This window comes from Microbacterium sp. Y356 (assembly GCF_059445355.1).
The window spans coordinates 2,023,023-2,049,309 of the sequence record NZ_JCAIUE010000001.1; the positions used below are offsets into that span (position 1 = coordinate 2,023,023).

Genomic DNA, 26,287 nt, shown 5'->3' on the forward strand with positions numbered 1-26,287 from the left:
GCGGGTTCGCCACTGATTTCAGGTAGACTGTTGTGGTTGTCTGCCCATCGGCCTGCAATCCGCGGTCCGCGGACAGACACGTGCACACACCCTCCTGCTCTCGGGAAATTCCCGAAAGCCGTTCTAGTCCGAAGGAGGTGGGTAAGTGACGCACCAGTACGAACTAATGGTCATTCTGACCCCCGAGATCGACGAGCGCCAGGTAGCCCCTACGCTCGACAAGTTCCTCAAGGTCATCACCAATGATGGTGGCACTGTGGACAAGGTCGACATCTGGGGCAAGCGCCGTCTTGCATACGAGATCCAGAAGAAGACCGAGGGCATCTACGCCGTCGTCAACTTCACCGCTACGAGCGAGACCACTCAGGAACTCGACCGTCAGCTGGGTCTGAACGAGCAGATCATGCGCACCAAGGTCCTCCGTTCTGAGGAAGCTCAGGCGATGGTTGCATTCGAAGCGAAGCGCTCCGAAGAGAAGGCTGCTCGCAAGGCTGCCAAGGCAGCGAAGGCCTAAGACTCATGGCTGGCGAAACCGTCATCACCGTGGTGGGAAACCTCACGGCCGACCCCGAACTGCGATACACGCAGAACGGGCTGCCGGTGGCGAACTTCACCATCGCATCCACGCCGCGCAGCTTTGACCGTGCCGCGAACGAGTGGAAGGACGGCGATGCGCTGTTCCTCCGTGCGTCCGTCTGGCGCGAGTTCGCTGAGCACGTGGCTGGGTCTCTGACAAAGGGCATGCGCGTCATCGCGCAGGGACGCCTCCGTCAGCGCTCCTACCAGGACCGCGAGGGCAACCAGCGTACGTCGATCGAGCTGGAGGTCGACGAGATCGGCCCCTCGCTTCGGTATGCGACGGCGCAGGTCACCCGTGCGGCTTCCGGTGGTTCCGGCGCAGCTTCCGGCGGTGCCGGTGGCGGTGGCGGACAGGTGCGCCCCGCGCAGCAGCAGCAGTCGTCTGAGCCGTGGTCTACCCCCGGCTCGTCGACAAGTGCGGATGCGTGGAGCACTCCGGGCAGCTTCGGCGACGACACCCCGTTCTAACAACTTCTGGATCCGTTCTCTGACGCTTCGACACGCTCGGTGCGTCAAGGGTTCGAATCCGCTCATCATAAGGAAAAACCATGGCTGGAAAGTCGAGCGGCGACCGCCGCAAGCCGCGGAAGGGTGGCAAGCCCACCGCTCCCGCGAAGTCGATCCGGGTTGGCGTCATTGACTACAAGGATGTCGCAACCCTTCGCAAGTTCGTCTCGGAGCGTGGGAAGATCCGCGCCCGTCGTATCACCGGTGTCTCGGTGCAGGAGCAGCGTCTGATCGCTACGGCGATCAAGAACGCACGCGAAATGGCGCTCCTGCCCTACGCTGGCGCTGGCCGGTAAGGGGTACTGAGATGGCAAAGCTGATTCTCACGAACGAAGTTTCCGGGCTCGGAAGCGCCGGTGACGTTGTCGAGGTCAAGAACGGGTACGCCCGTAACTACCTCATCCCGCAGGGCTTCGCTACGGCGTGGACCCGTGGTGGTGCAAAGCAGGTCGAATCGATCCAGGCTGCTCGCAAGGCGCGTGCGATCCACGACCGCGACGAGGCAGTGGCACTCAAGGACGCGATCGAGGGCGCGAAGGTTCGCCTGGCCGTCAAGGCCGGCGCTGCCGGACGCCTGTTCGGTTCGATCAAGACCGATCACGTCGCTGCCGCTGTCGAGGCTGCTGGCCTCGGCTCGATCGACAAGCGCAAGGTGACCATCACCTCGCCGATCAAGTCGACGGGTAACCACGAGGCGACCGTGCGTCTGCACGAAGACGTCGTGGCCGTCATCACCCTTCAGGTTGTCGCGGCCAAGTAGTCCGCAACACCTTCGCGAAACGCCTTCTGCCCTCCGGGGCAGGGGGCGTTTCGCATTTCTTGGGCGACATTCGTGGCGGCGCGCCCGGGAAAACAGGGAACGCGCCCGAGAAAATCAAGACTTGACTTCTCCCCAGGTTGTACACAACTCCGCGCAACGGCACCAACCTTCAATCGCGAGTTTAAACAGAATCTCATCCACAGGGTGGGGAGAGTCTAACTGCCTGATCAGAGGCGATAAAGAAAGTTGAAGTTGCCTGTCGCCACAGGGTTATCCACACCTGTTTTACACAGACACTCCGAAGTTCTCCGCACACTATCCACAGAGTTATCCACAGGTGCTGTTGCGTGTGGAAAAGGTCGCTCGTAGCGTGGACGAGCGACGAGATGTCGGTGGTTAGTGGTTGGGTCATTGAAACCGCGGAACACGCCGCCGTCGTACGGCACTGGGGGTCAAAGACTCCTGTGCCACACCAGCCACAAGCGCACCAAAGGAGAACCGTGTCGATTGCCGACATCTCGGAGGAGCGTCTCGGCGGGAACCGCAAACCAGAGCGCGTGCCGCCGCATGACCTCCTCGCCGAACAGAGTGCGCTGGGTGGCATGCTGCTGTCGAAGGATGCTGTCGCCGATGTGATCGAGACGCTTAAAGGCGCCGACTTCTACATTCCGAAGCACGAGCTCATCTTCGAAGCGATCCTCTCGCTGTACTCGCACGGTGAGCCCACTGACGTGGTTGCCGTCACCGACGAGCTGATCAAGACCGGTGAGCTGGGCCGGGCCGGTGGTGCGGATTATCTGCATACGCTCACCTCGATCGTGCCGACCGCGGCGAACGCCGGGTACTACGGCAGCATCGTCGCCGAGCGGTCGATCCTCCGCCGCCTCGTCGATGCCGGCACGCGCATCGTGCAGCTCGGCTACGACGGTCAGGGCGACGCGACCGACCTCGTCAACAACGCGCAGGCCGAGATCTACGCGGTCTCCGGCACGCAGACCACTGAAGACTACGTTCCGCTGACGGTCGCGGTGGATGCTGCGATGGAAGAGATCGAGGCAGCCAGCGGCCGTGACGGGTCGATGACGGGTGTGCCGACCGGGTTCAAAGAGCTCGATGAGCTCACCAACGGCCTGCACGGCGGTCAGATGATCGTCGTGGCCGCGAGGCCCGCTGTCGGTAAATCAACGCTCGCTTTGGATTTTGCTCGTGCTGCGGCGATCGGCCACAACCAGCCGGCCGTGTTCTTCTCCCTCGAAATGGGTAAAAGCGAGATCGCGATGCGTCTGCTCAGCGCAGAGGGCGCGATTCCGCTACAGCACATGCGCAAGGGATCGCTCGATCCGCGCGACTGGACCACGGTTGCAGCGACCCGCGGGCGCATCAACGACGCGCCCCTCTTCATTGACGACAGCCCGAACATGACGCTGGTCGAGATCCGTGCGAAGTGCCGTCGTCTGAAGCAGCGCGAGGGCCTGCGCCTGGTCGTGATCGACTACCTGCAGCTGATGACCAGCGGTAAGCGCGTCGAGTCGCGCCAACAAGAGGTCTCGGAGTTCTCGCGTGCGCTGAAGTTGCTCGCGAAGGAGTTGCAGGTGCCGGTCATCGCGCTGTCGCAGCTGAACCGTGGTTCTGAGCAGCGCACGGACAAGAAGCCGCAGATCAGCGACCTTCGCGAGTCCGGCTCGATCGAGCAGGATGCCGACATGGTGATCCTGCTGCACCGCGACTCGGTGTACGACAAAGACGTGCGCCCGGGTGAGGCCGACCTGATCGTCGCCAAGCACCGCAACGGCCCGACTGCGACGATCAACCTGGCGTTCCAGGGTCACTACTCACGCTTCATGGACATGGCACCTGGCGGGGACTTCAACTGATGTAGGTTCCGCTTATAGATTGCGGATTCCGCGCGACTTTGCGGACGATTCTGCGATTCCGCAAACTGGCGGGGAATCGTTGCGGTGACGTACTGTCCCTTCTCGCTCGAGTTGACAGCGGACGAGCCGCGAAGCCCCCGGAATCTGTGACGAACGAGGCCACCCGGTGCCGGCGACTTGTCTCACGAGACATGTCAGTAGTTGCGTTCTGGCCTCACGCCTCGACTTGTCTGCCGGAAACGTCGCGGGGCCCGTTTCGGCGCGTTAGGTTCCGGAGGGGTGTTTCGGCAGCCAGTTAACTGGCGTGTCGGACGGGCCTCGAGCGGCGATCGGTGACCTGCCCAAAACGATCGTTTCGGCTGTCTCGCAACTAGTGGTTAGTACCCTGCAGGTTGCGAGACATAGATATGAGACCCCGCACGCCCCGGAATCCAGTCGGCTGTCTCTTGATCTGATGAGACGCCCCGTAACCGTAGGGTTACGAGACACCATCGCGGCACAACCCGGCGTAGCGCCACATCACCGAGGGTGCCGGCCTTCCCATAGGTCCCGCGCTGGCCAGTGATTAGCGGATCAAGCAGCGGCGTAGCCGCGGTGCCCGCGTGATTGTGGAATGGTGGAGTAAGGGAGGGACTTTCCCCATGGCCACAAAGAGCAACACCGCCACACGCGCGAGGGGCACCACCATCTGGGGGCCGTTCTTCCGGCGATGGCCAGCGGCCGCAGGATTCGCGGGCATGGTCGCTCTGGTCCCGGCGAGCATTGTCAGTCTCACCGTTCCGGGCCGGTTCGAGCTCCTGAGCATCGCGGGAACGTTGAGTTTATGGTTCTTCGGCGCAGGAGCGTTCGGAGGCACCGCAATCGCACTCCAGCACACCTTCCGCCAACCGCGAGTAGTTGCGCCGCTCTTCGCCGCTGGAATCGTGCTGCTCGTCGGCGGCATCCTGTGGGTCTCGATTGGCCTGCTCGACCCCAGGGCATACGCTCTTTACACTCTTGCGGTGATCGCGCCATTCGTCCTTGTGGTGGTCGTCATCGTGACGTTGACAGCAGTTCTAATACCGACCCGATACCGCAAATGGGTAAGCATCACGGCCGCGGTCGTCAGTGCTGCCATCACGGTATTGAGCCTTCTTACGTAGCCGAAGGCGCACCGAGTGGGTGTCTTGTAACCTCGATGTCTCGTAACGCATGGGTTATAAGACGCTGAAGTGTCTGAGACACATCCGCACATCGCCTGAGGAGATGCGCCCGCATGAGGATCCGTTTGAGGTCGCTGTCCCGGTGAACCTTCCGATTCGGATACGTCAGCGGCCGTGTCTCGCGTGCACTCGGTTGGTGGCGAAGACAACGACGCCGAACACCATCCTGGCGAGTGCCCGATTGCGGCTCCGTCCGTCGGGCCACGCTACCGAGATCAGTCACACGCTTGGGTCGGCGAACACGTCTCCGCTACTTCATGCTGGAACGACCAGACGCTGTCCTGGTTTGATCACTGTGACGGGAACGTCTGGGGCGAGTCGTCGGGCGGCATCGACGTAGAGCGTCGGGTCTTTGTCGCTTTTGAGGATGAGGCGGTCGCCGATGGGGCCGGCCGTGAAGGCGTAGTGCTGCGGGATCGCCAGCTTCGGTTTCAGGACGGATGTGAGTTCGGCGGCCTCCTCGGCGTTCATGACGACCTGTTTGTTGTGCTCCATGCGGATGTGCAGGCCGTTGACGGGGAGCAGGGTCACGTCGAGTGGGCCGAAACGGTCTGTCAAGGTGCGCAATTCCGGGATGAGGAGTGTGTCGCCGGCGAAGTAGACGCTACGGCCGCCACCACTGATCACATAGGTGACTTCGTGGACGCCGTGCTTGCCCGGCGCCGCATTGAAGGTGAGGTCACCAACCTTCGTCGTCTCCCAAGCCTCAAGCGGGGTGACGTTGGTGAATCCGACCTTCTTCGCCATCTGGACAACGGGACCGGCGACGATCATCGGCACATCCTTGTCCGGGTAGCGCTTGAACGCCTCGAGGTCAGCGTGATCGTAGTGCTCGTGGCTGATCACGACCGCATCGAGGTGCGGTAGTTCTTCCGGTTGGAACGCGATGGGTTCGCCGGGGTGATAGAAGGTCTTGTGTGAGAACCACGGGTCTGTGAGTACGGTCAGTTCTCCGATCTCGATCAGGTGGGAGCTGTGGGTGACGCGGGTGATGGCGAGCGACTCAGTCATGATTGTTCCTTTGTGTAGCAGTTAGCGGATGTTGGCGGCGACCACGTCACGGGGGCCCGCGGCGACGGGAGTGCCGAGAGGGGTGATGACCCGGCGACTGATGCGCCACACTCCGTGATGTCGTTGCAGGTCGTCGGCGTGGGACACGGCGCTGAGCGAGCCATCCGCCGTGATCATCAGCCCTCTGGACTGGACCGTCGCCGCGTCGTTCCCAGTGCTCGTCGCGATGATATTCGTCACAAAGTGCGCGAGCGGAGCGTGACCGCTTTCGGCCAGGCGTCCCGCCGCGACGCGGATCGCGTCGATTCCCTGAAATGCTCCAAGACCGCTCGCTGTGGCTGACATGTCGTAAACAGCATCCGGCGCGAACAGATCATCCAAACGATCCAACTGATTCGTGTCCACGATGTATGCGTGGAGCGCCAGAGTCTCGTTGATATCGAGGCGGTCCTGGATGGTGAGCATGAGTAGTCCTTCGTTCGTGAATTGTAATGGCACTCAGTACCATAACAGACTGAGTGCCATATGGCACCAAATACCTCTTTCGTATAGGCTCGAGCCATGTCGCAAACCATCCCCGCTGTTGAGTCCCTCAGGGAGCGCAAACGACGTGTCGTCCGGCAGCGCATCATCGAAGCCTCGGACGAGCTCTTCGCCGCGAAAGGCTTCGACAATGTCTCCGTGACGGACATTGCTGCCCGAGCAGATGTCGGACGCACCACGTTCTTTCGATATTTCGGCGACAAGGCCGAGGTTGTGTTCGCCCACGAGGAAGAGGTGCTTGAACAGATCACCCAATCCGCGGCGAGCGAGTCTATGGGGCCCGCCCGCACCGCTGCGGAGGCCGTCGAGCAGCTGCGAACTATCGTCGTCGCCCTTTGTAATTACGCAAGCGACAACATCGACGGGTATGCACTCCACTACGAGCTGGTTGAGAAGCACCTTGAATTGCGCGCACACGATGCCCTAAAGACGCAGCTGATCGCCGATCGATTTACTCAACTTCTCGTAGGGCGCGGTACGAGTGAGCCCACGGCGGTGTTCGCCAGCCAGGTCGCGCTGGCCTGCTATCAGACAGCCCGACGTCGGGCAACGAGTCCCACCCAGCTTGGCACCGAAACGCAAACCGCGTTCGACCAGCTAGCAGCGCTTTGAACGATCGTCGGGATTTGCGTCGACGAGCCACAGCCGCTGCCCACGTAGCTTTCTTTAAACAGCTAAAGAACGACGCGCGCATCGACACCGTCTCGGGCAGACTCGATCGAGACGTGCTTCCGCGAAGTGCAGGCGACTGACGCAATCACAATCGCAACGGGCTCGAAGTGTCTCGTACCTCGGTGTCTCATAACCCATGGGATACGAGACAGCTGCCGTCGCCTTGCCACGCGAGTACGGCGCTCAGCGCGTCGCCACAAGATCAGCCGGAAACCCTTGCCGTTTGGTGGTTTTCAGGGATGAGACGCTGCAGCTTCTGGCTCCGGGAGGTGGCTGAGGGCACCCGATGAGTATCCAAGGAGGCATGGACGTTCGCTCGCAAAACCCAGATGTAGGAATCCGCCATCTGGTGTGTAATCTTGCCCCGGAAACCACCGCCAACTACCGTGGAATCCTCGACAATCTCCGCAATCTCGACCGGGAACCTACACTGATTGTAGGTTCCGCGTATAGATTGCGGATTCCGCGCGACTTTGCGGACGATTCTGCGATTCCGCACACGTGGCGTGTCGGACGGGCCTCGAGCGGCGATCGGTGACCTGCCCAAAACGATCGTTAGCGGGAGGCACGGGAAAAGAGCGTCGTTCTTATCCCGTCGTCAGGTCGGCCACGTCGCTCAGCACGGCATCACGTGAGCGCCCGTATTTGGTAAACACCTCTTCGGGGGAACTGATGAGGGCCTTCCACAGCGCCCAGGCAGCTCCTCGTAACCATGCATCCTCCGGTAGCTCTAGCCGGTCGTGCAGTCGATCACGTTCGCGAGAACTGCAACTCAACCATGCGAAGGCCAGGTCGCCGGCGGGATCACCAACGCACGTCTGTCCGAAGTCGATAAGCGCCGCCAACTGGCCGCTGCTATCGAACAACATGTTGCCTGGCGCGACATCGCCATGGACCCACACCGGCGGCTCGGTCCACACCGTGGCCACGGCCGCATCCCAGAGTGCCCGACATCCCCCAGCGTGGCGTCTGGCCAGGAGGGGGAGCCGTCCCTGTACCTCCTCGCCAACCGCGCTGATGTGACAGCCGCGGTAAGCAGATGCGCTCCCCGCCCATGGGCCTCCGGCCGTGTCGCAGGCCTGCAACTCCCTCAGCGCGTCGCCCAAGCTACTGATGGCGCTCTCTCGCTCGCGCGTTTCAACCGCGGTTAGTGTGTGCCCCTCAATCCACTCGCGAACGGACCAAGGTCGGTTGAATGCCGCCGAGGGGGCCCCGGTCGCTACTACGCGGGGGATCGCGACGCGAAAGCTGGAGCCGAGGATCGCGAGGGTTTGCTCCTCTCGGACTAGGCCGGCGACGTAGCCGTCAGCGCTTGGGAGGCGGACAGTCATTCGGTTACCAAGCCGGAAGGTGCGGTTGTCCCACCCCTGAACTTCCACCGGGCGGATCGGCAACTCCGACCACTGAGGGAACTGCTCCGACACAAGGGAGCGAACCAACGAAGAAGTGATCTCTTCGGAAGCGGCAGCCATCGCGCCAGCTTAGTAGACGACCCCGCGAGCACTCGGAGATTCGCGTAAACGCCCGAAGCTGATCGTTTTCGATCGGACGAAGAATCCACGCGTCACCGATTGGCGGATTTGTACGGGCGAGGCCCCTGATCGCTGGTGAAGCTCCAGGTCGTCAGCGGCGGTCCCACGATCGTTTCCGGTGCGTGTCCGACCACCGGTCGGCGGTCCGCCATAAACGTGGCCCGATACTGCGGTCGATATGGGGCTGGTGGAATCGGACGTTGTGACGCCGGAGACCGTCGCTGAGGGCGGCTCTCCGGCATCATTCCGGTGTTTAGTGGCGAGTGTGGTGCTTTGTGCTTTGCGAGGTTGTTTTGACCGCTCAGCGCACGGGGGTGCGTGCTGGGCCGGTTTTCCGCGTGATCCACCAGACTGCAGCGGTGATCAGGATCAGTGCCGCGCTGGGGATGAGGTTGGCGACGGATCCTGAGATCTCTCCCCGGCTGTTGAGCGCGCCGCCGAGATCGACGTGCAGCGTTGTGCTGAGCACGAGGGCCGTCACGTTGTAGACGACGTGGAGGACGACTGCGGTCTCGAGCCCTCCGGTGCGCCAGGTGACGATCGCCAAGGATCCGAACAGGACGAGGTACGAGGTGAGGATATAGGGGTCGAGCGAGCCATGGAAGAGAGAGAAGAGGACCGTCGGGAGGACGATGCCGATCACCGCGCCGAGGCGTGCGCCGCGCGTCCAACCGCCGACGATGCGGAACATGAAACCACGGAATCCATACTCCTCGCCGGCTGCCGCCAGTGGTGTCAGCAGCATGCCGATCACGAAGTAAGCGACGAGGTCGAATGTCGACCAGGGGACCTGGTCGGCGGGTACCAGGAGGAAGACGGAGGCGAAGACGACGAGCAGTACCGGGCCGAAGGCGAGCAGCGCTCGTCCGAGCACTCCGTATCGGAAGCGCCCGATTACGGAGTGCATCGACCGGAATGGGATTCCGTAGAGCAGGCGCTGCAACAGCATGCAGTAGGGGATGAGCACGACGAGCGAGAGTGCACCCGCGGCTTGTTGAAGCGGCGTGAAGCCGGTGCGCCCGAGGAGCTCCGTGTCGACGAGACGCGCCCCGATCAGGAACAATTGCGCGAAGCCGACCAGCCCGACGAACACCAAGATGATCGCGAGGATGCCGCGGAGGATGCGGCGCTTCTCACCCGCGTAGACGCGATGGTATTCGACGGCGGGGGGAACACGAGGGCTGGGTACCGGATCGTCCAGCTGGAGGAGCCAGTTCGGTGTGGTGTTCGTCATGGGTGTTTCCTTTCGTGAGTTCAGCTGGCGAGTTCGTCGATCCAGCTCGATCGCATCCGCAACGCTCGCTCCGTGCTGCCGATCACGGCCCCGAGTCCTATGAGCAGGTTGATGTGGAGTGGGAATTGCACCGGGGAGGTGAAGGGTCTGATCGCGTCGGCGACGGCAGGGATCTGCGAGAGTGATTCGATGATCTGCGGCACTTCCACGCACAAACCAACGACGACGACCGCGGTCGAGGCCATGCCGATCAGCCGGCTCAGGCCGGGGTGCCTGTGGTGCAGCCGGGCGCGGCGCCCTTCTGCGGATGCGGGATCGGGAGTCAGTTGCTGCTCGGTGCCGTCTGCGCCCACATAGTGGCAGCGTTTGAGCCCGAAGCCTGTGATGGCGACCTCGATGTGTCCGCCCGGGACGGAGAAGCGGGTAGGCATCTTCGCGTACGACTGCAACGATCCGTTCACGTAGAGGCGTGCCCGGATCTCGCCGTCCGTCATGTCGCCGGCGTGGCGGACATCGACCGTGTAGGTGGATGTCGTGCCGTCGGCTAAGGGCAACGTGATCGACCGGAGCGATCTGCCGAACAGTTGCCACCAGCGATACCGACGCAGCGACTCACCGGATCCGGCGCGAACACGGCGGTTGCGCCAACGTCTGATTCCCATCTTCTCGATCCCCAATTCCGAACTAGTACAGCGTGATAGTCAACGATGGGCTAAACTAGCACACTGTAATAGACAGATGCCAGCAGAAGGGTAGACATGGACGCTGAAACCAGGGAGCCAGGTACGCGCGACAAGATCCTGATCGCTGCGGCGACCATGCTCGGAGAGAATCCGACCGCGCGGCTGAGCGTTCGAGCGGTCGCCTCTCGCGCCCAGGTGAGCACGGGCTCGCTGAGGCACTTCTTTCCCACGCAGCGGGACCTCATCGACACCGTCATCGCCGCGATCTACGACATCGACATCCCCGATGACCCCATCAATGACCACACGATGACGGCGACCGAGCGCCTGATCGCGGGTTTGCGACTGATCCTCGCGCAAGTGGGTGTCGGCGACCGCGCCCGAGCGCAATGGGGCGCTCTTTACGAGGCGTACGTGGCATCGCCCCCTGCAGATGACGAGGCGGCCACCTATATCGCGCTCGAGCGGATGGGTCGCCGCCGTATCGAACGATGGTTGGCGGCTCTCATTGAGGAAGGCGCGATTTCTCCGGGGGGAATCGAGCAGCGAGCGCGATTCCTCGCGACCGTGATGAGCGGCCTCCTGACGGAGCGCGCTCTGCCGGACGAGGCGGCGCGGGTCGAAACCGAAGGCGAGACGCTCCGCCTCGCCGTCCACGCTGTAACGGCTGCATGGAGCGAGGCCTGAATTACTTCGCTTGAGGCTACCGGCGGAGTTCTTCGTCGATCCTCTGCCAAATCTGTGCGCAGAGAAGCCCGATAGACCCGGCGACAGCCGAGATGACGATGGCCATGCTCGCTGAGTTCGCCATGTCGAGCAGGAACCTACATCGACTGAGTTGAAGGTTCCATCTCAACTCGGCAAGACCTATCCGACGTCCTCGGTCGTCACTTTTTGCGTTCCAATGATTGCCAGAAGCGCCAACTTGTCGGCGTCCGGGGTGCCAAGGGGAGCCGTGTAGAGAATCACGTGCTGGTCCAGTTCGGTGAGCGACAGCGAATCGCAGTCGACCGTGATCTGTCCGGCGGGGGTGTTTCGAAAAGTCTTCCGCAGAGCGGGAGATGCGGCCACGTCGTGCTGTTGCCACAACCGCGCGAACTCGGGGCTGCCCTCGAGGAGTTCGGCCACGAGACCGCACACGATCGGATCCGAGGGGTAGCGGGTGAGAGTTGCGCGGAGTTCGGTGACCACGCTGTGGCGAAAATCGACGTCATCGGAGATTCCGTAGAGCCGGTCGCTAGACGGCTCGGCGCCTAGAAAGGCCTTGCGGGCCAGGTTACGGTCACGGGGGGAGAGGTTGGCGAAGTCTTCCATAAGTGCAGCGGCGAGATCGTTCCAGGCGAGGACTTCGAACGCTGCCGACATGACGATTCCGGCAGTCTGGGGTAGTCGTTCCAGAAGAGCGAGGATGCTCGGCCGAACATCCCGTCGGTGCAGGCCGGATCTCGCGGGTGCGGTGCCGGCGAGAGCGTGCAGATGGTCGGATTCGGTATCCGTGAGGCGCAACGCAGCCGCGATTCCCCCCAGCACTTCTGAAGAGGGGCGTGGAGCACGGCCTTGCTCGAGGCGCACGTAATACTCCGTCGAGATGTGCGCGAGCACGGCGGTTTCTTCACGGCGCAGACCCGGAGTTCGGCGGCGGGGCCCAGACGGAAGCCCCACGTCTTCAGGTCGGAGGCGCTCGCGCCGGCTACGGAGAAACGCTCCGAGTTCTTGCTTGTCCATGACTTCATTGTCGTCCCGAAGCGATTCCGGACCCTAGTACCGTTTGTGCCTGTATCCGGATTCATCGCCGATTGACACTTGAAGCATGACAGACAACACCAAACCCAGTTCAGGTGGCCTCCTGGCCGGAAAAGTCATCTTCATCACCGGCGCAAGCCGAGGAATCGGCGCTGCCGCCGCTCACCTTTTCTCCTCCGAGGGTGCCGCCGTTGTGCTCGCAGCCCGTAATACCGAGGCACTCGACCGGCTCGTCGCGGACATCCGAACGGCGGGCGGCACCGCCGACGCCGTTTCCATGGATCTCACTGACGCGGCCAGCATCCGCGCCGCAGTCGCCCGCGTCGAAGAGCTCCATGGACGCCTCGACGGCGCCTTCAACAACGGAGGCGTGAACCAGCAGCAGATCGGCCCGCTCGACACCACAACCGACGACGACATCGACCAGCAGTTCACTGTCAACTTTCGCGCCCACTGGACGGCGATGAATGCCGAAGCCGCCCTCATGCGCGTGGGCGGAGGCGGCGCGATCGTCAACACCTCGAGCATCGGCAGCCGCCGCGCCGTCCCGCCGCTTCCTGCCTACGGGGCGATGAAGCGGGCGCTGAACAGCATCACCGAGACCGCAGCTGTCACCTGGGCCCCCGAGGGCATCCGCGTCAACGGCCTAATGCCCGGAGGAACCGCCACAGAAATGATGGACGAGTGGGAAGCAAAAACGCCGGGGGTCATCGCAGCCAACACCGCCTCGTCGCCGATGGGTCGCATGGCCGAGGCCAGCGAAGTCGCCGAGGCCGCCGCATGGCTCCTTAGCGACAGGGCTTCCGCGGTGACCGGCGCGATCGTGCCCGTCGACGGCGGCTCGGGAGCCTGAGACATTCCCGGACCCGACGCAACTCCCACCAGCGCCAAAGCGACCCGGCGAAGTCGCTTGCCGCGCAATACGCCTGGAACGTGGGTAGCGGTTACGGCGCGTTCTCGGGGGATCGGCTACTGAAGTCCCCTTGACGATGTTGCTACAACACGGTGTCTACTGATGGACGGAGGGCAGCGGGACTAGCCCTCCGCAACGCGAACTGTGAAGGAGGCGACTGTGGCGTGGAGTACGCGCGAGCTGGCCGAGCGTGCCGGGACGACGGTGAATACGATCCGTCATTATCATCGCCTCGGTCTGCTGGAGGAGCCGGAGCGCGAGTACAACGGATACAAGCAGTACGAGGTGCACCATCTCGTGAGCCTGCTGAGGATCAGGCGTCTCGCCGATCTCGGGGTACCCCTTTCGCAGATCCGTGCTGTGCGGGCGGGCGCGGACAGTACGCCACAGACGTTGCGCGAACTCGACGCCGAACTCGAAGAGAGTATCCGGCGACTTGAGAAGGCGCGAGCGGACATAGCCACCATCCTTCGAGATGACGTTCCCGCCGACACTCCCGCCGGGTTCGGGTCGGTGGCATCCCGGTTGTCAGAGAGCGACACGTCAATCATTCACATCTATACGCAGTTGTACGACGAGTCGGCGCTGGCTGACATCCAGAAGATCGCTGAGGATGCTGAGGATGTCGGCGCCGACCTCGACAGGTTGACGGCCGATGCGGACGAGGACACTCGACTTCCGCTCATCGCAAGGCTCGCCAAAAGCCTTGCGCAGAATCTCATCGACTACCCATGGCTGAACGATCCCGCGGCCCACTTGTCCAAGAGCGCGTACATCACTTCACAGACCATGGTGGATGCCATCAACGAGCTGTACAACGATGCGCAACTCGACGTGCTGGTACGAGCGCATGCCGCCGCAAAGGACCAACTGCGGAGATTCCAGGAGGGGACGAAAGAGCCGGCGGATGATGTGACTTGACCCGGTCCTGGGAACACGGCCGAGACTGCACGGGAGAGCCATCCGCGAAGACGAGAAGGGGTTTGAGAATGACTGATGAAGATCGAGAGCCGCACGTCTCCGGCCCGGAGCGGACCGACAGCGCGCCACCTGGGAGTATGTGGCTGACAAGCCCCGAGGGGTGCAGACGGTCCTGGCGGCGATGGGACCCGCCCTGCGTGAGCCGCTCCTGGACCGACTTGTCGAGCACGGCGACCTTCGTCGCCGCACACGCAAGGCTCTCGGCTTCATCGAGACCTCGGTGATCGAAGAAGGGGACTCTGGGCATCGTCGGATGCTGCTCGGCGACGTCCGCGCCGTGCTCGTTGACGGAGCCGAGCCAACGCCCCGGACCGCGGCGCTCGCCGCACTGCTCTACGGCAGCGGCACGCTGCCGCAGTTCGATCGCGACATCCCGTGGACATCGCCGGTCATCGGGCGAGCGGAGGAGCTCAAGGACGGGAACTGGGGAGCGGGAGCAACGGCGAAGGCCGTGGCACGCACCGTCACCTCGATCATCGTCAGCAACGTCATCGTCGCCGCTGCTGTCCTGCCTCGCAATTAGCGCGAGCCTCGTCGACCGATGCTCTCTCTCCGCTTGACCCTGTTCTGAGAACACAGGTTTTACTGGGTCACGCATACACGAAATGACGCACAACTATGGAGAGGAAGTACAGAGAATGAATCCGATTGAGGAACTAGTCCGGGGCTTTCAGGAGCTCGTAGCTCAGGTACCGGAGTTGGTGCAGCCACTGGTCGTCATGCTCGCCGGGGCGATTCCATTCATCGAGGGCGAGGTAGCGGCGATGGTGGGCGTCGTAGGCGGAATCAACCCGATCATCGCCGGGGTCGCCGCCGCGGCCGGCAACTTCATCTGCGTCCTCCTCGTCGTCCTCCTCACTTCCCGTGCACGCACGGCAGTAATGGACCGTCGAGCAGCGCGCATCATGGCGGGCGCCGCTACGGGCGAATCCGAGGAGGTGTTCGAATCCGGGGAGGCCTTCGAATCCGGGGCGGTGTTCGAATCCGAGAAGCCCGAGTCGAAGGGTCGCGCGAAGTTCAAGAGGTACCTTGTGCGATTCGGCGTGCCGGGGGCCAGCATTCTCGGACCTCTGGCGATCCCGACACAGTTCACCTCCGCTATCCTCGTCGCTGGCGGTACTCCCCGCGGCTGGGTGCTGCTGTGGCAGGCCGTGGCCATCGCCATCTGGACGACGGTCGGAACGGTGTCTATCTGGGCCGCCCTGACTTTCCTTGTCGGCGTCTGAACACTTTGTCGTCGATTCCGGGCACGCCGTCCTCCGGCAGGTGCGCATCTTCCGCGTGGTGTATCAGACACTCTTGTCGACGCCAGCGTCCACAATCCAGTTGGAGCCGTGAACGCTGGATGCGAGCGGTGACACCAGGTAGGTGATGGCCGTTGCGATTTCTCGCGGTTCGATGAAACGGCCGGTGAGCATGCCCATTTGTGTGGGAAGCGCTTCGATGAGTTGCTGCTGCGTCACGTTCATCACCGACGCCAGGTCCGCGCCGAAGCTCTGCTCCCCCTCCCACAGCGCCGTCCGGGTCGAGGACGGAGACACGGTGTTGAACCGTACCCCCTGCGGCCCGAACTCTTCTGCCAGTCCTTTCGTGACCGCGTTCAGCGCCGCTTTCGCCGCGCCATACGGCACCGGCGCGGTGTGTGGTCGGCGGGCACTATCGGAGGACACATTCACGACTGCCCCACGGGAAGCAAGCAACGCGGGCAACGCGGCCCGCGTCACCCGGACGGCCGCGAAAACGTTCAGGTCGAAAGTCGATGACCACAGCTCATCGGTGAAGTCCAAGAACCCTGCCCCGAGCGGGGTCCCGTCGCCACCCCCGACATTGTTGACGAGGATATCCAGCGTGCCCGACACCCCGAGGGCGTCCGCGACGATCTGCGCGGGAACGTCGGGGTCCGAGAGGTCGCCGGTCAAGGTCACCGCCCCCGTCGCAGCAAGCTCCGGGGTGATGGTGCGTGAGGCGGCCACCACGGTGACTCCCTCCTGCTGGAGTACGCGCACCACCTCCAACCCGATCCCCTTGCTCGCACCGGTCACGAGGGCAATTTTGTCCGCAAGTTGTAAGTCCACGATGTCTTCTTCCGTTCAGGCCGACCCAACGCCGACTCATTAAGTGGAACATGCATGACGCAGTTAAGTCAATAGGTGTGACAGTAGACTGTTGTCATGTCGGACATTCCCCAACGATCCCCTCGGCCTCTGCGCGCCGACGCCGAGCAATCAATCGCCCGCATTCTCACCGCGGCAGAGCAGGTGTTCGCCGCCGATCCTTCCGCGACCCTCGAAGCCGTGGCCACCGCAGCCGGTGTGGCACGCACCACCGTGCACCGCCGCTTCTCCTCCCGCGACGATCTCCGAGACGCTCTCGTCGACGTCGTAAACACGAAACTCCGCGACGCCGTCGCCGCCGCGAACACCGTCACGGCGCCCCCTCTCGTCGCCTTGTATCAGCTGACCGTCGCCACCCTCGACCTGAAAGCCGACTGGCGGGCGTCCTGGCAGTTGATCGACCTCGGCGCCAACGCCCAACGAGGAATCGACCCCAGCAATATCGCCCACCTCGATGCTCTCCTGCAACGCTCCCAAGACGCCGGGCTTCTCCGCCCCGGAATCGACATCCCGTGGGCACGTGGCGTGTACATGGCGTTGATCCATGAAGCAGCCACCATGCGCCCAGAAAACGAACCCGCATCCCGCTGGGCAAACCGCATCATGCAAACTCTCCTCGGCGGTATCGGCAACACCGGACACGACCTCGAAGCGCTCCTCGCCCATCCACCCACCCCGCACTAAGGCAACTGGAAACTGAAGCCGCAGGGATCTGTCTTTAGGAATCCGCTATCTATCGTGGAATCCTCGAGGCGCCGGATCGTTAGGCTGGTCGGCACGCGACCGGCGTGGTTCGCGGACGAGACGAGCTCCCTACGCAGGGAGAACACCGATGCTCGAGGGAGAGCAACGAGATGAGACCACTTCGATACTCGATTAATGTCACGCTTGACGGTTGCTGCCATCACGAGGCCGGGCTCCCGCCAGACGAGGAGTCGATGGGCTACTGGACCGCCGAGATGGAGCGCGCCGATGCACTGCTATTCGGCCGGGTGACCTACGAGATGATGGAATCGGCGTGGCGGAAGCCGACCACGGGCGTATGGCCTGACTGGATGGATGAGTGGGAGATCCCGTTCGCCGAAACCATCGACCGGGCGAAGAAGTATGTCGTGTCGAGCACGCTGAGCGTGGCCGATTGGAATGCCGAGTTGGTACGGGGCGACCTGGGGCAAGCGGTTCAGCTGCTCAAACAAGAGCCAGGCGAGGGCTTGTGGGTGGGAGGAGTGACGCTCCCCTTGGCGCTGGCAGATCTGGGACTGATCGACGAGTACGAGTTCGTTGTGCAACCGGTTCTTGCCGGACACGGGCCGACATTGCTCGCAGGCCTGCGCGAGCGTATCCAGCTCGAACTCGTGGATCGCCATGAGTTCCGGTCCGGAGCGGTCGCCCTGCGGTACCGACCCACGCGAGCAGCGGCCTGACGCGACCTGCCCTGGCACGTTGGTCGCTGCCTCGCTGATCGCCGGGGTCCGACCGCGTGATCATTCGCGGAACTACTAGCGATCTTTGTACCGGTATAGTAACGTCCTTCTGTACCGATACAGAAGGAGCTGGTGATGGAACATCAGATGATTGCGGCACTCGTCCTTGTCGAGCGCCGAGCTGAGAATCAGGTCGCAGCCCGTGAGCAACGCATCGACGCCCTCCGAGCACGGGATCGCGCATTCGCAGCGCGTTCCAGGGCAGATTGGCGCAGGCGCATGCGAGCGACTCTGGCTCGCGGACTCCGGCGCGTGGCTGAGGCGGTCGAGCCTCGATCTCCGGTGCGCGTCTCCAGCGCGCTCGATCCGTGCTGATTCCCGCCGGGCTGATCTCCCCTTCAGGCAGAATGGGAGAGGAGGTGGTCGAGGTGGCGCGAGTGACGTTGAAGACGATCGCGGAGCACGTGGGCGTGAGCCGTATGACGGTTTCGAACGCCTTCTCCCGGCCTGACCAACTCTCCGAAGACCTTCGCGCACGGATCCTGAGCGCTGCCGACGACCTGGGCTACGCGGGTCCGGATCCGGCTGCACGTGCGCTCGCCCGCGGACGCACCGGCGTCATCGGCATGGTGCTGACGAACTCGCCGCGAGATGCCTTCACCGACGATGTTGCCGTCGGCTTCGTCCGCGCGGTCGCGGGATCGCTCGCCGACGCCGGGTACTCCCTCGTCCTGCTGCACGCCTCCGGGGGCGACGGCGTGGTCCCCGCGCGGGATATCGCGATGGATGGTGCCATCGTGTACTCCTGCGCTCCGGCGATGTTGGCCTTCGCCGCTCTGCGGGAACGGAGGTTACCGATCGTGAACGTCGAGGGTGCACCTGTCCCCGGAGTGCCGGACGTCGGCATCGACAATGCCACGGGTGCCTACCAGGCGGCGAAGCACCTCATCGATCTGGGCCACTCCCGCATCGCGATCGTCGTCGCTGCGCTCGACGCAGACAATCTTCCATCATCAGGTATCTCGCTCGACACGACGTCGCCCACAATCGCCGGACGACTGGACGGGTGGATGCGCGCGCTCGATAAGGCCGACGTCGTCCCGACCGTGATCGGGACTCCAGGCCTCGCGGTCGATGGCGTCCTGCGTGAGCGGATCGACCGGATGCTCGATGACCCTCCGACCGCTGTCCTCGCCTTTTCCGACCTCGCAGCTCTCGAGGTGATGGAGCGGGCGAGGGACCGGGGCATCCTTGTCCCCGAGCAGATGTCCGTCGTCGGTTTCGACGATAATCCGCTCGCGGCACGCGTGTCTCCGGCGCTGACGACCGTTCGCCAGGACATCGATGCGAAGGGGGAAGCGGCCGCGCAGACTCTGCTCAGCCTGCTTCGAGAAGAAACTGCGGTCTCTCCGCAGCGGCTTCCCACCACACTGGTGGTCAGGGCGTCTACGTCTCGCCCGCCGGATCACGCAATACCTTGCCTCTGAGCAAAGTATGCGCAATACTGTTCCGCATGGCTAACTATTCGCAGCCGCTGGACGAGGTCTTCGTGGCGCTCGGCGACCCAACCAGGCGCGAGGTTATTCGCCGTCTGGGGCGAGGGCCGGCGAGCGTGGGGGAGTTGGCGCGTCCGTTCGCGATCACGTTGCCGTCCTTCATGAAGCACGTGCGGACTCTGGAGGCTAGCGGGCTGATCCGCACGGCGAAGTCCGGGCGGGTGCGCACTTGCACGCTCAACCGCGAGCGGCTCGCACTCCTCGATGACTGGCTTGCCGAGCAGCGGCTCGTCTGGGAGGACCGCACCGATCGCCTCGAACAATTTCTCACGAACCCGAAGGAGACACCGTGACCATCGCTGAAATCGATCCGGACTACGACCTCACTTTGCAGCGCGTGATCCGCGCATCGCCCTCCGACGTCTGGCGAGCCTGGACGGATCCCACGCGGCTCGCACAGTGGTGGATTCCCACGCCGATGATCACCAGGGTCGACCAGCTCGACGTCAGCCCTGGCGGAGGGTTCGTCACCCGCATGAGCGAGGACGGCGAGGAGTTCGTGGCGCATACGGACTCGGTATTCCTCGTCGTCGAGGATGGACGGCGGCTGGTATTCACCAACGCGGTGACCAGCGCCTGGCGGCCCGCTTCACCAGAACCGGTCGCGATGACGGCGGAGATCATCCTCAACGAGCATCCCGAAGGCACCGACTATCAGGTCATCGTGCGGCACGGGGATCCCGCGGCTCGCGCGCACCATCAGGAGCTGGGCTTCTTCGACGGGTGGGGCTCGGTCACCGCGGCCCTCGCGGCCCTCGTTGAGCAGGAGGCGGCAGCGTGAGAATCAACATCACTCAGTTCGTCACCCTCGACGGCGTCAGCCAGGGGCCCGGATCCGCCGACGAGGACACCAGTGACGGTTTCGAGCGGGGCGGATGGTTCGTGCCCTACCTGGACGAAGCCTTCGTGAAGACGGCATCCGACTGGCTGGATCTCGCGGACGGGCTCCTCCTCGGGCGCCGCACATATGAAGCGTTCGCACGAGACTGGCCGCACATCCCTGAACCCGACCCGTTCACCGCCCGCATGAACGCCCTCCCGAAGTATGTGGTGAGCAACACGCTCGGCAGCGGTTCCTGGAATCCGACCACGGTTCTCAGCGGCGACCCCATCGAATCGGTGACGTCGCTCAGGAGTCGCCCCGGTGGCGAGCTCCAGATCCATGGCAGTTCTCGTCTCGGCTCCGCGCTGCTCGCCGCGGGGCTCGTCGACAGCCTTCGATTGGCAGTGGCTCCCGTCATCATCGGCCAGGGGCGCCGGCTGCTTCCGCATCCGTCGGCGGATGCCGGGCTTCGCCTCGTGAAGCACGAAGCAACTCCGACCGGGTTGCTCGTGCTCGAGTACGAGACGACAGGCGCGGCGCCGCTCGCTGACTACGAGGGCAGCCCCGCCCTGCCGTGATCTATGCGGCCGAACTCGCTGACTCCCGTGCCGTCTTTCGGAACTGTGCGGGCGATGAGCCAACCACGCGACGGAACGCAGTGCTGAATGCGCTTTCGGACAGATAACCTGTGGCCCAGGCGAGTTCGGAGATAGACATGGTGTCGCGCGCGAGTGCGTCACGCGCGAGGCTCATTCGCCATTGGATGACGTACTCGAGGGGCGGGACGCCGACGTGGTTCTTGAAGGCGTGCGCGAATGCGGAACGCGACATGTGGCTGATCTCAGCCAGTTCCTTGAGGCTCCACGGGTAGGCCACGTCCGCGTGCACGGCACGCAGGGCGGCACCAATGCCGTCCTCGTTGAGGGCGCTCAGCCAACCAGAGGGTCGGTCGGTCTGAGCGGCGTGGGCCCGCAGCATGTGCACGAGCAGAATCTGTGCGAGATGATTTTGTACGAGCGGGCCGCCAGCGGCGGCGATGCTGACCTCCGTCGCAAGGAGATTGATCAGTTGCGCGAGTCGTGCGCCGTGCGGATCGGTCGCGCGGACGATCACGAGCGGAGGCAGAAGATCCGTGAGGAGGGCCGCGTTGTTGTCGTCGAACGCGATATGTCCGGTGCAGAGGTAGAGGTCCTCCTCGGACTCCGGTCCGATCCGCACGAGCTCGTCCTCGATACCCGCCGCCCACGCCGCCGCCGCCGGGCGCGGATCTGCTTCGAGCGTACTGGCGAGCATGTAGGACGGCGGGTTGCCCAGCAGAAACGTGTCGCCCTCCTCTAGGACCACAGGTTCGTGTCCTTCGAGGATTAGCCAGCACGTTCCGCGTACGAGACCGCCGATCCGCACATGCGGGAAGGTCTCAAAGCGCAGCGCCCACTCTCCCGCGGCGCGGAGGATGGGTTCGATGACTGTGCGGGGCCGGAGCAGACCGATCGCGTCAGCTACCGGATCACCGTACCCGAGCATTGGGCTCCCCTTGGACGATCTGTAAAGAAAAGTGGACGCTGTTTAAGCGATCATACGTCATTGGGCGGCAGGATTGATGTGTCAGTTCGATACAAGGAGTGGAGACAGTCACATGGGTCAGTTTGATGGCAAGACAGCGGTGGTTACCGGGGGAAGCAGCGGAATCGGTTTGGCCACCGCTACGCGGTTGGCAGGCGAGGGCGCATACGTGTTCGTCACCGGCCGACGCGAGGCGGAACTGGCGGCCGCCGTCGAGACGATCGGAGCGGACCGGGCTACCGCAGTCGTCGGTGACGTATCGAACTTGGACGATTTGGACGGGCTCTACGAGGCAGTTCGAACGCGTGGAAAGGGTTTGGACGTGCTTGTCTCGAACGCTGCCATCGGCACGTTCATGACGCTGGAACAGACCACCGAAGACCACTTCGACCAAACCTTCGGGATCAACACCCGCGGCACTTTGTTCACCGTGCAGAAGGCATTGCCGGTGCTCAACGACGGAGCTTCCATCGTCCTGGTTGGTTCGACTGCAGCTGACCGCGGTATCGAGGCTTTCGGCGCATATGCGGCTTCGAAGGCGGCCGTCCGGTCGTTTGCGCGGACGTGGTCCACTGAGCTCAAGGGCCGTGGCATCCGGGTGAACGTCGTTTCACCCGCATGGATCGAGACTCCCGGAGGTACTGCGGCTTTCGGCGATGAGGAGACCGCTCGGGCCATGAAGGAGCACGTCGTCGCGACCGTTCCCAAAGGTCGCATGGGTCATCCTGACGAGGCCGCCGCAGTCGTGGCCTTCCTGGCCTCGGAACAGAGCAGCTATGTCGTCGGATCGAACCTTTACGTCGACGGAGGTGCGAACCAGATCTGAGTGGGTGCCGGCCGGTGGGGAAGTCGCGAGGATCGACTTCCCCACCAAGCACGCCACGTGCGGGCGGTGATGCCCGCCGGCGGTGCGCTCAGATCACCGTGGTGCCGCCATCGGCGACGAGCTCCATGCCGTTGACATAGCTCGAGTCGTCCGAGGCGAGGAACAACGCCACCGACGCGATCTCGTCAGGGCGACCCATCTCTCGCCGGGGGATTACAGACTCGAACATCGCCTTCATCTCCCCGCTCAGGGCGTCGCCCATCATCGGCGTAGCAACCTGGCCGGGGGTCAGCACGTTCACTCGAATCTTTCTGTCCCTCAACTCGGCCACCCACACCCGTGCGTAGGCGGGTAGCACCGCCTTGCTCGCTGCGTACACACTCCAATCCGGGTAACCCCGCAGCGAGGCGTTCGACCCGGTCATGAAGATCGAGCCTCCATCGTTGAACAGCGGCAGCGCCTTCTGAACCGTGAACAGCGTGCCGCGTGCGTTCAGCGAGAATGCGGCATCGAACTGCTCCTCCGTGATCTCGCCGAGCTTGCCCTGCTCGCCCCCGCCAGCACTCGTCCACAGCACATCGATCGCGCCCTTCTCCTGCTTGACCGTCTCGAACAGACGATCAAGATCGTCGAGATTGGCCGAATCGGCCTGCACGCCGGTCACGTTCCGGCCGATCAGCGTGACGGCTTCATCCACCGCCTCCTTCCGCCGGCCCGAAATGAAGACGTGAGCTCCTTCAGCAACGAACAACTTCGCACCGGCCAGCGCCATCCCACTTGTCGCGCCCGTAATCACCGCGACCTTGCCATCGAGCTTTCCCACTACTACTCCGTTCGTCCGAGGTTGATACCGAGGGAGATGTTGAAGCCCAGCCCGTTGCGGGCCACGCCCATCTCCAGCAGGCTTGCACTCTCCAGCCAGTGCGCCATGCTGAGGTCACCGGCATCGCGAGGGTGAAGTCCGAGGCTCGTGATGAACGCAGAAACGCTCGCCTTGGCCTGCGCGTTATCGCCGGCCATGAACACATCTACCGGGTCGCCCGCGGCCAGCACGTGGCTGAAGAGGGTGTTAAACGCCTTCACGACGTGAGTGCTTGCAGGGGCAACCTCGGCAACCATCTGCGCGACGGACGTATCTTCAGAAATGGCTAGACCGGAAGCGTCAGCGTTGAAAGGGTTGGTGATGTCGACGACGATCTTGCCGGCGAGTGCCTCCCCGTACTCGGTGACGACCGGTACGGCGCTGGCGAACAGTACGGCCAGGATGACGATGTCCCCGGTTGGTGCGGCTCCCCATGTTCCGACCGAAGCGCCGTTGCCGAGCGCCCGGGCCAGAGACCCGGCCTTGTCCGCATCCCGACCTATGACCTCGACAGTGTTGCCGCCTTTGAGGGCCAGGGTGCCGATGGCGTTGGCCATGTTCCCCGCGCCGATGATGCTGATACTGCTCATGATGTGCTCCTTCGTGATGTCTGTATCGGTTGGCCGTGAGGTCTCGGTTGTATCGAGTGGAGCATCAAGGTGAGGCACCCCTCCGGTTAGTGGGTTAAACCGGAGGGGTGCCTCATGTATTCCGACGGTGTGAAATTTCTCAGAAGGCCGTCCCTGACGTTGTGTGGTGCTCCCTGAGGCGGAATCGGAGGGTACCCTCCGATTCCGAGCTAAAATAGTTGCATGAGCATCAGCAGTGTTGAGCGGACGCGGACGCCCAGACGCCGCGACGCGCAGGAGCGTCATGTGAGGCTCATTGCCGCGGCACGGCGCGAGTTCGCCGCGCGAGGCGTGGATGCCTCTTTGGAAAGAATCGCTCGCGACGCCGAAGTCGCCATCGGGACGCTATACCGCCACTTCCCGACGCGCATGGACCTGCTCCTGGCCGCACTTGAGCCTCAACTTCGGGAGTTCCTCGACGGGTCCAAGGAGGCTCTGGAAATCGATGATCCGTGGGAAGGGTTCGTCTACTACCTGGAGAACCTGTTTCGCGTGCAGGCGGGGGACCGAGGTTTCAACGACTTCCTGTCCCGTCGTTTCCCTGGCAGCGCTGACACCGAGCGCATCCACGACGAGATGTGTCGACAAATCGAAGACGTGCTCACCCGAGCCCAAGAGGCTGGCGAGGCGCGCCCCGACATCACGCGGGCCGACATCGTCAACCTCATCTGGTCCAACGGCCGGATGATTGACGCCACCAGCACCACCGCCCCGAACGCCTGGCGGCGTCACCTCTACCTCATGCTCGACGCCTACCGGGCTGAGCGGGCGCATCCGATCCCCGAGCCGCCGATGACGGAGACGCAGCTCTACGACGCCATGGTCCAACTCAATACGGTGGGCTAGATGTGTTCCCCGCCGCGGCAACGTCAAATCCTTGACAGTGTGCCGACGACATGGTGTGAGATAGCCGCATGACAACAAGCGACGTTCAGCACTGGTTCACACGCTGTGGAAAGACCGCGCAGGATTGGCTTCTGAGCAATCCCGGCTCAGCCCTCACCACGTCGGCTCTTGACGCGGTGATCGGGGCGGGAGGGATGCCTGTGCGCGGAGGCACAACCGAGGATGCCCAGTCGGAGGCGTACTACCTGCGCCCCGCAGACAGCGCGTACCTCGTGGAGTTGCGCGCGGCAGGCTTCGGGAGTGACGGTCGGTAACACGTCGAGCTCTGCAAAGTAGAGGCACAGCCGCCCGCAACACGGCTTCGCGGCGTTTCGGACTGTCCAGGGGCGCTCAAGAACCTACTCGAGGAAGGCGCGACATCCTTCCGATGTTCTGGCTCTCGCCGGAAGATGGCACCAGCCGCTCGAGTGTGACGATCCAACCCTCCCGCATGCCAGTTCCGAGCCAGCTTCGCACCTGCTCCGAATCGAGGTGCTCGGGAAGCGTGACGGTGAAGAGCATCTCCGTGCCGCCATCGAGCTCGCTGAACTGCAGCGTCACGACGGGGGCGTCGTCCACGGCACTCCCGCCAAGCTCGGGCCATCCGCCGACTGCTCCCCAGGTAAAGACCAGCCGCTCCACAGGGACAATTTCGCGGTAGATGCCTCCCGTCGTGTACTCGGTCGCCTCGTCGACCACCATGAGTTGGCGCCATGCGCCGCCGACGCGAAGGTCGACTTCAATGGGCGCGGCGGGCTCAGGCATGGACGGGTTGAAGAACCAGCCCAGGTGGCGCGGGTCGGTCCACGCCTGGAAGACGAGCTCTCGGGGTGCGTTGAACCAACGAGTCTCGGTGAAACCGCTCTCGTGGCCGGGAGGCTGGGTCATGTCATTCCTGCTTTCGTTCACTGTCGCGCTCGGCGACCATAGCGGTGAGGTGGTCTTCCAGACGATCGAATCTCAGGTCGAAAAACTCTCGGAAGGGCGCCATCCACGCGTCGACGACCTGTAGCTGTGACGCCTCGAGGCGGCAGGGACGCCATTGCGCAGAGCGCCCCTTGCTCACGAGGCCCGCGTGCTCGAGCACCTTCAGATGTCGGGAGATCGATGGCAGGCTCATCGCGTGCGGCGCGGCGAGTTCGTTGACCGTCGCTTCACCGCGCGTTAATTGGGCGAGGATCGCACGCCGCGTCGGATCCGCCAAGGCGGAGAAGGTCACGCTCAACACGTCGGTCATAATTTCGCTTCTTGTTAATTAGCTAAGTAGCTAAATGCTGGCGCGATCCAATGCGGCTGTCAACCCTCAATCTCCAAAACCGTGGCGCTGACGTAGACCTAGCGGAGAACCGGCTGAGGGGATAGGTTTCGAAC

Annotated in this window: 33 protein-coding genes and 1 pseudogene; 22 read left to right on the plus strand and 12 right to left on the minus strand. The window is 63.4% G+C overall.

Features of this window, described 5'->3' with window-relative positions:
* Positions 1–145 precede the first annotated feature (145 nt).
* The 6 genes from rpsF (at position 146) to AC1C2Q_RS09735 (ending at position 4,862) form a co-directional block, all read left to right on the plus strand.
* Positions 146–514: a 30S ribosomal protein S6 gene (gene rpsF, locus AC1C2Q_RS09710; protein ID WP_438253718.1), complete on the plus strand. Its 369-nt coding sequence runs from the start codon at positions 146–148 to the stop codon at positions 512–514.
* A 5-nt stretch (positions 515–519) separates the two neighbouring features.
* Positions 520–1,047, plus strand: a complete 528-nt coding sequence (locus tag AC1C2Q_RS09715; RefSeq protein ID WP_495430896.1) for a single-stranded DNA-binding protein — start codon at positions 520–522, stop codon at positions 1,045–1,047.
* Between the two features lie 80 nt (positions 1,048–1,127).
* Entirely contained in the window at positions 1,128–1,382 is a 255-nt protein-coding gene (gene rpsR, locus AC1C2Q_RS09720) for a 30S ribosomal protein S18 (RefSeq protein WP_017829850.1), read from the plus strand.
* Positions 1,383–1,393: 11 nt separating this feature from the next.
* A complete protein-coding gene (gene rplI / locus AC1C2Q_RS09725; protein WP_495430897.1) occupies positions 1,394–1,846 on the plus strand; it encodes a 50S ribosomal protein L9 in 453 nt (150 codons plus the stop codon).
* Positions 1,847–2,346: 500 nt separating this feature from the next.
* Positions 2,347–3,720 carry a replicative DNA helicase gene (gene dnaB, locus AC1C2Q_RS09730; RefSeq protein WP_495430898.1) on the plus strand — a complete coding sequence of 458 codons (1,374 nt, stop codon included), beginning with the start codon at positions 2,347–2,349 and terminating at the stop codon, positions 3,718–3,720.
* Between the two features lie 641 nt (positions 3,721–4,361).
* Positions 4,362–4,862, plus strand: a complete 501-nt coding sequence (locus AC1C2Q_RS09735; protein WP_495449923.1) for a hypothetical protein — start codon at positions 4,362–4,364, stop codon at positions 4,860–4,862.
* 315 nt (positions 4,863–5,177) lie between these two features.
* Here AC1C2Q_RS09735 and AC1C2Q_RS09740 read toward each other — a convergent pair whose 3' ends face one another.
* Positions 5,178–5,933 (minus strand): MBL fold metallo-hydrolase, encoded by a 756-nt coding sequence (locus AC1C2Q_RS09740; RefSeq protein WP_495449924.1) that lies wholly within the window; start codon positions 5,931–5,933, stop codon positions 5,178–5,180.
* 21 nt (positions 5,934–5,954) lie between these two features.
* Positions 5,955–6,398, minus strand: a complete 444-nt coding sequence (locus tag AC1C2Q_RS09745) for a nuclear transport factor 2 family protein (RefSeq protein WP_495449925.1) — start codon at positions 6,396–6,398, stop codon at positions 5,955–5,957.
* Between the two features lie 96 nt (positions 6,399–6,494).
* Between AC1C2Q_RS09745 and AC1C2Q_RS09750 the strand changes: the two genes are divergently transcribed.
* Positions 6,495–7,088 (plus strand): TetR/AcrR family transcriptional regulator, encoded by a 594-nt coding sequence (locus tag AC1C2Q_RS09750; protein WP_495449926.1) that lies wholly within the window; start codon positions 6,495–6,497, stop codon positions 7,086–7,088.
* A 647-nt stretch (positions 7,089–7,735) separates the two neighbouring features.
* On the opposite strand, the gene AC1C2Q_RS09755 is transcribed toward AC1C2Q_RS09750, so the two are convergent.
* The 3 genes from AC1C2Q_RS09755 to AC1C2Q_RS09765 form a co-directional block, all read right to left on the minus strand.
* Positions 7,736–8,620, minus strand: coding sequence for a phosphotransferase (locus AC1C2Q_RS09755; protein ID WP_495449927.1), 885 nt, complete (start codon positions 8,618–8,620; stop codon positions 7,736–7,738).
* A gap of 361 nt (positions 8,621–8,981) precedes the next feature.
* The gene (locus AC1C2Q_RS09760; RefSeq protein ID WP_495449928.1) at positions 8,982–9,914 is read right to left on the minus strand and encodes a CPBP family intramembrane glutamic endopeptidase; all 933 of its coding nucleotides are present in this window, start codon (positions 9,912–9,914) and stop codon (positions 8,982–8,984) included.
* Positions 9,915–9,934: 20 nt separating this feature from the next.
* Positions 9,935–10,576: a hypothetical protein gene (locus AC1C2Q_RS09765; protein WP_495449929.1), complete on the minus strand. Its 642-nt coding sequence runs from the start codon at positions 10,574–10,576 to the stop codon at positions 9,935–9,937.
* Between the two features lie 96 nt (positions 10,577–10,672).
* Here AC1C2Q_RS09765 and AC1C2Q_RS09770 point away from each other — a divergent pair, with 96 nt between their 5' ends.
* On the plus strand, positions 10,673–11,284 hold the full coding sequence (locus tag AC1C2Q_RS09770; RefSeq protein WP_495430903.1) for a TetR family transcriptional regulator: 612 nt from the start codon (positions 10,673–10,675) through the stop codon (positions 11,282–11,284).
* Between the two features lie 180 nt (positions 11,285–11,464).
* Here the strand turns inward: AC1C2Q_RS09770 and AC1C2Q_RS09775 are convergent, their stop codons facing one another.
* The gene (locus AC1C2Q_RS09775) at positions 11,465–12,322 is read right to left on the minus strand and encodes a helix-turn-helix transcriptional regulator (RefSeq protein WP_495449930.1); all 858 of its coding nucleotides are present in this window, start codon (positions 12,320–12,322) and stop codon (positions 11,465–11,467) included.
* A gap of 85 nt (positions 12,323–12,407) precedes the next feature.
* Here AC1C2Q_RS09775 and AC1C2Q_RS09780 point away from each other — a divergent pair, with 85 nt between their 5' ends.
* The 4 genes and pseudogenes from AC1C2Q_RS09780 to AC1C2Q_RS09795 all read left to right on the plus strand — a co-directional run bounded on the left by AC1C2Q_RS09780 (position 12,408) and on the right by AC1C2Q_RS09795 (position 15,460).
* Positions 12,408–13,193: an SDR family NAD(P)-dependent oxidoreductase gene (locus AC1C2Q_RS09780; protein ID WP_495430905.1), complete on the plus strand. Its 786-nt coding sequence runs from the start codon at positions 12,408–12,410 to the stop codon at positions 13,191–13,193.
* Positions 13,194–13,412: 219 nt separating this feature from the next.
* Positions 13,413–14,174, plus strand: coding sequence for a helix-turn-helix domain-containing protein (locus tag AC1C2Q_RS09785; protein ID WP_495449931.1), 762 nt, complete (start codon positions 13,413–13,415; stop codon positions 14,172–14,174).
* Positions 14,175–14,292: 118 nt separating this feature from the next.
* Positions 14,293–14,757 (plus strand): annotated as a pseudogene (locus AC1C2Q_RS09790) (GOLPH3/VPS74 family protein); the annotation flags it as partial.
* A 115-nt stretch (positions 14,758–14,872) separates the two neighbouring features.
* Complete coding sequence (locus AC1C2Q_RS09795) at positions 14,873–15,460, plus strand: small multidrug efflux protein (RefSeq protein ID WP_495449932.1); 588 nt, start codon at positions 14,873–14,875, stop codon at positions 15,458–15,460.
* Positions 15,461–15,523: 63 nt separating this feature from the next.
* Here AC1C2Q_RS09795 and AC1C2Q_RS09800 read toward each other — a convergent pair whose 3' ends face one another.
* Positions 15,524–16,309, minus strand: coding sequence for an SDR family NAD(P)-dependent oxidoreductase (locus AC1C2Q_RS09800; RefSeq protein WP_495449933.1), 786 nt, complete (start codon positions 16,307–16,309; stop codon positions 15,524–15,526).
* A 96-nt stretch (positions 16,310–16,405) separates the two neighbouring features.
* On the opposite strand from AC1C2Q_RS09800, the gene AC1C2Q_RS09805 reads away from it, so the two are divergent.
* From AC1C2Q_RS09805 to AC1C2Q_RS09835, 7 genes are all read left to right on the plus strand, one after another.
* Positions 16,406–17,032, plus strand: coding sequence for a TetR/AcrR family transcriptional regulator (locus tag AC1C2Q_RS09805; RefSeq protein ID WP_495449934.1), 627 nt, complete (start codon positions 16,406–16,408; stop codon positions 17,030–17,032).
* A gap of 170 nt (positions 17,033–17,202) precedes the next feature.
* Positions 17,203–17,772, plus strand: a complete 570-nt coding sequence (locus AC1C2Q_RS09810; protein ID WP_495449935.1) for a dihydrofolate reductase family protein — start codon at positions 17,203–17,205, stop codon at positions 17,770–17,772.
* 135 nt (positions 17,773–17,907) lie between these two features.
* Entirely contained in the window at positions 17,908–18,147 is a 240-nt protein-coding gene (locus AC1C2Q_RS09815; protein ID WP_495430910.1) for a hypothetical protein, read from the plus strand.
* 62 nt (positions 18,148–18,209) lie between these two features.
* The gene (locus tag AC1C2Q_RS09820) at positions 18,210–19,259 is read left to right on the plus strand and encodes a LacI family DNA-binding transcriptional regulator (RefSeq protein ID WP_495449936.1); all 1,050 of its coding nucleotides are present in this window, start codon (positions 18,210–18,212) and stop codon (positions 19,257–19,259) included.
* A 26-nt stretch (positions 19,260–19,285) separates the two neighbouring features.
* Positions 19,286–19,621: an ArsR/SmtB family transcription factor gene (locus tag AC1C2Q_RS09825; protein WP_495449937.1), complete on the plus strand. Its 336-nt coding sequence runs from the start codon at positions 19,286–19,288 to the stop codon at positions 19,619–19,621.
* Positions 19,618–20,109: an SRPBCC domain-containing protein gene (locus AC1C2Q_RS09830; RefSeq protein WP_495449938.1), complete on the plus strand. Its 492-nt coding sequence runs from the start codon at positions 19,618–19,620 to the stop codon at positions 20,107–20,109. The genes AC1C2Q_RS09825 and AC1C2Q_RS09830 overlap by 4 nt, the downstream gene beginning before the upstream one ends.
* Positions 20,106–20,729: a dihydrofolate reductase family protein gene (locus AC1C2Q_RS09835; RefSeq protein WP_495449939.1), complete on the plus strand. Its 624-nt coding sequence runs from the start codon at positions 20,106–20,108 to the stop codon at positions 20,727–20,729. Before AC1C2Q_RS09830 ends, AC1C2Q_RS09835 begins: the two co-directional genes overlap by 4 nt.
* 1 nt (position 20,730) lies before the next feature.
* Here the strand turns inward: AC1C2Q_RS09835 and AC1C2Q_RS09840 are convergent, their stop codons facing one another.
* On the minus strand, positions 20,731–21,675 hold the full coding sequence (locus AC1C2Q_RS09840) for an AraC family transcriptional regulator (protein WP_495449940.1): 945 nt from the start codon (positions 21,673–21,675) through the stop codon (positions 20,731–20,733).
* Positions 21,676–21,787: 112 nt separating this feature from the next.
* Here AC1C2Q_RS09840 and AC1C2Q_RS09845 point away from each other — a divergent pair, with 112 nt between their 5' ends.
* A complete protein-coding gene (locus tag AC1C2Q_RS09845; protein ID WP_495449941.1) occupies positions 21,788–22,540 on the plus strand; it encodes an SDR family NAD(P)-dependent oxidoreductase in 753 nt (250 codons plus the stop codon).
* A gap of 88 nt (positions 22,541–22,628) precedes the next feature.
* Here AC1C2Q_RS09845 and AC1C2Q_RS09850 read toward each other — a convergent pair whose 3' ends face one another.
* Together AC1C2Q_RS09850 and AC1C2Q_RS09855 are read right to left on the minus strand one after the other, a co-directional pair.
* Positions 22,629–23,363 (minus strand): SDR family NAD(P)-dependent oxidoreductase, encoded by a 735-nt coding sequence (locus tag AC1C2Q_RS09850; protein ID WP_495449942.1) that lies wholly within the window; start codon positions 23,361–23,363, stop codon positions 22,629–22,631.
* A 2-nt stretch (positions 23,364–23,365) separates the two neighbouring features.
* Entirely contained in the window at positions 23,366–23,992 is a 627-nt protein-coding gene (locus AC1C2Q_RS09855; protein WP_495430919.1) for an NADPH-dependent F420 reductase, read from the minus strand.
* Between the two features lie 222 nt (positions 23,993–24,214).
* Between AC1C2Q_RS09855 and AC1C2Q_RS09860 the strand changes: the two genes are divergently transcribed.
* Entirely contained in the window at positions 24,215–24,877 is a 663-nt protein-coding gene (locus tag AC1C2Q_RS09860; protein WP_495430920.1) for a TetR/AcrR family transcriptional regulator, read from the plus strand.
* 68 nt (positions 24,878–24,945) lie between these two features.
* Entirely contained in the window at positions 24,946–25,191 is a 246-nt protein-coding gene (locus AC1C2Q_RS09865; protein WP_495430921.1) for a hypothetical protein, read from the plus strand.
* Between the two features lie 76 nt (positions 25,192–25,267).
* Here the strand turns inward: AC1C2Q_RS09865 and AC1C2Q_RS09870 are convergent, their stop codons facing one another.
* A complete protein-coding gene (locus AC1C2Q_RS09870; protein ID WP_495449943.1) occupies positions 25,268–25,804 on the minus strand; it encodes an SRPBCC family protein in 537 nt (178 codons plus the stop codon).
* A gap of 1 nt (position 25,805) precedes the next feature.
* The gene (locus tag AC1C2Q_RS09875) at positions 25,806–26,153 is read right to left on the minus strand and encodes an ArsR/SmtB family transcription factor (protein ID WP_495449944.1); all 348 of its coding nucleotides are present in this window, start codon (positions 26,151–26,153) and stop codon (positions 25,806–25,808) included.
* Positions 26,154–26,287 lie beyond the last annotated feature (134 nt).

Bases quoted from the DNA above. Each gene is read 5' to 3' on its own strand.
- AC1C2Q_RS09865 (WP_495430921.1), top strand. From the start codon at position 24,946: ATGACAACAAGCGACGTTCAGCACTGGTTCACACGCTGTGGAAAGACC.
- AC1C2Q_RS09775 (WP_495449930.1), bottom strand. From the start codon at position 12,322: ATGGACAAGCAAGAACTCGGAGCGTTTCTCCGTAGCCGGCGCGAGCGC.
- AC1C2Q_RS09845 (WP_495449941.1), top strand. From the start codon at position 21,788: ATGGGTCAGTTTGATGGCAAGACAGCGGTGGTTACCGGGGGAAGCAGC.
- AC1C2Q_RS09875 (WP_495449944.1), bottom strand. From the start codon at position 26,153: ATGACCGACGTGTTGAGCGTGACCTTCTCCGCCTTGGCGGATCCGACG.
- AC1C2Q_RS09840 (WP_495449940.1), bottom strand. From the start codon at position 21,675: ATGCTCGGGTACGGTGATCCGGTAGCTGACGCGATCGGTCTGCTCCGG.
- AC1C2Q_RS09810 (WP_495449935.1), top strand. From the start codon at position 17,203: ATGAGACCACTTCGATACTCGATTAATGTCACGCTTGACGGTTGCTGC.
- AC1C2Q_RS09860 (WP_495430920.1), top strand. From the start codon at position 24,215: ATGAGCATCAGCAGTGTTGAGCGGACGCGGACGCCCAGACGCCGCGAC.
- AC1C2Q_RS09780 (WP_495430905.1), top strand. From the start codon at position 12,408: ATGACAGACAACACCAAACCCAGTTCAGGTGGCCTCCTGGCCGGAAAA.
- AC1C2Q_RS09855 (WP_495430919.1), bottom strand. From the start codon at position 23,992: ATGAGCAGTATCAGCATCATCGGCGCGGGGAACATGGCCAACGCCATC.
- AC1C2Q_RS09735 (WP_495449923.1), top strand. From the start codon at position 4,362: ATGGCCACAAAGAGCAACACCGCCACACGCGCGAGGGGCACCACCATC.
- AC1C2Q_RS09755 (WP_495449927.1), bottom strand. From the start codon at position 8,620: ATGGCTGCCGCTTCCGAAGAGATCACTTCTTCGTTGGTTCGCTCCCTT.
- AC1C2Q_RS09715 (WP_495430896.1), top strand. From the start codon at position 520: ATGGCTGGCGAAACCGTCATCACCGTGGTGGGAAACCTCACGGCCGAC.
- AC1C2Q_RS09870 (WP_495449943.1), bottom strand. From the start codon at position 25,804: ATGACCCAGCCTCCCGGCCACGAGAGCGGTTTCACCGAGACTCGTTGG.
- AC1C2Q_RS09795 (WP_495449932.1), top strand. From the start codon at position 14,873: ATGAATCCGATTGAGGAACTAGTCCGGGGCTTTCAGGAGCTCGTAGCT.
- AC1C2Q_RS09770 (WP_495430903.1), top strand. From the start codon at position 10,673: ATGGACGCTGAAACCAGGGAGCCAGGTACGCGCGACAAGATCCTGATC.
- AC1C2Q_RS09750 (WP_495449926.1), top strand. From the start codon at position 6,495: ATGTCGCAAACCATCCCCGCTGTTGAGTCCCTCAGGGAGCGCAAACGA.
- AC1C2Q_RS09745 (WP_495449925.1), bottom strand. From the start codon at position 6,398: ATGCTCACCATCCAGGACCGCCTCGATATCAACGAGACTCTGGCGCTC.
- rpsR (WP_017829850.1), top strand. From the start codon at position 1,128: ATGGCTGGAAAGTCGAGCGGCGACCGCCGCAAGCCGCGGAAGGGTGGC.
- AC1C2Q_RS09825 (WP_495449937.1), top strand. From the start codon at position 19,286: ATGGCTAACTATTCGCAGCCGCTGGACGAGGTCTTCGTGGCGCTCGGC.
- AC1C2Q_RS09740 (WP_495449924.1), bottom strand. From the start codon at position 5,933: ATGACTGAGTCGCTCGCCATCACCCGCGTCACCCACAGCTCCCACCTG.
- AC1C2Q_RS09765 (WP_495449929.1), bottom strand. From the start codon at position 10,576: ATGGGAATCAGACGTTGGCGCAACCGCCGTGTTCGCGCCGGATCCGGT.
- rplI (WP_495430897.1), top strand. From the start codon at position 1,394: ATGGCAAAGCTGATTCTCACGAACGAAGTTTCCGGGCTCGGAAGCGCC.
- AC1C2Q_RS09805 (WP_495449934.1), top strand. From the start codon at position 16,406: ATGTCGGACATTCCCCAACGATCCCCTCGGCCTCTGCGCGCCGACGCC.
- AC1C2Q_RS09760 (WP_495449928.1), bottom strand. From the start codon at position 9,914: ATGACGAACACCACACCGAACTGGCTCCTCCAGCTGGACGATCCGGTA.
- AC1C2Q_RS09815 (WP_495430910.1), top strand. From the start codon at position 17,908: ATGGAACATCAGATGATTGCGGCACTCGTCCTTGTCGAGCGCCGAGCT.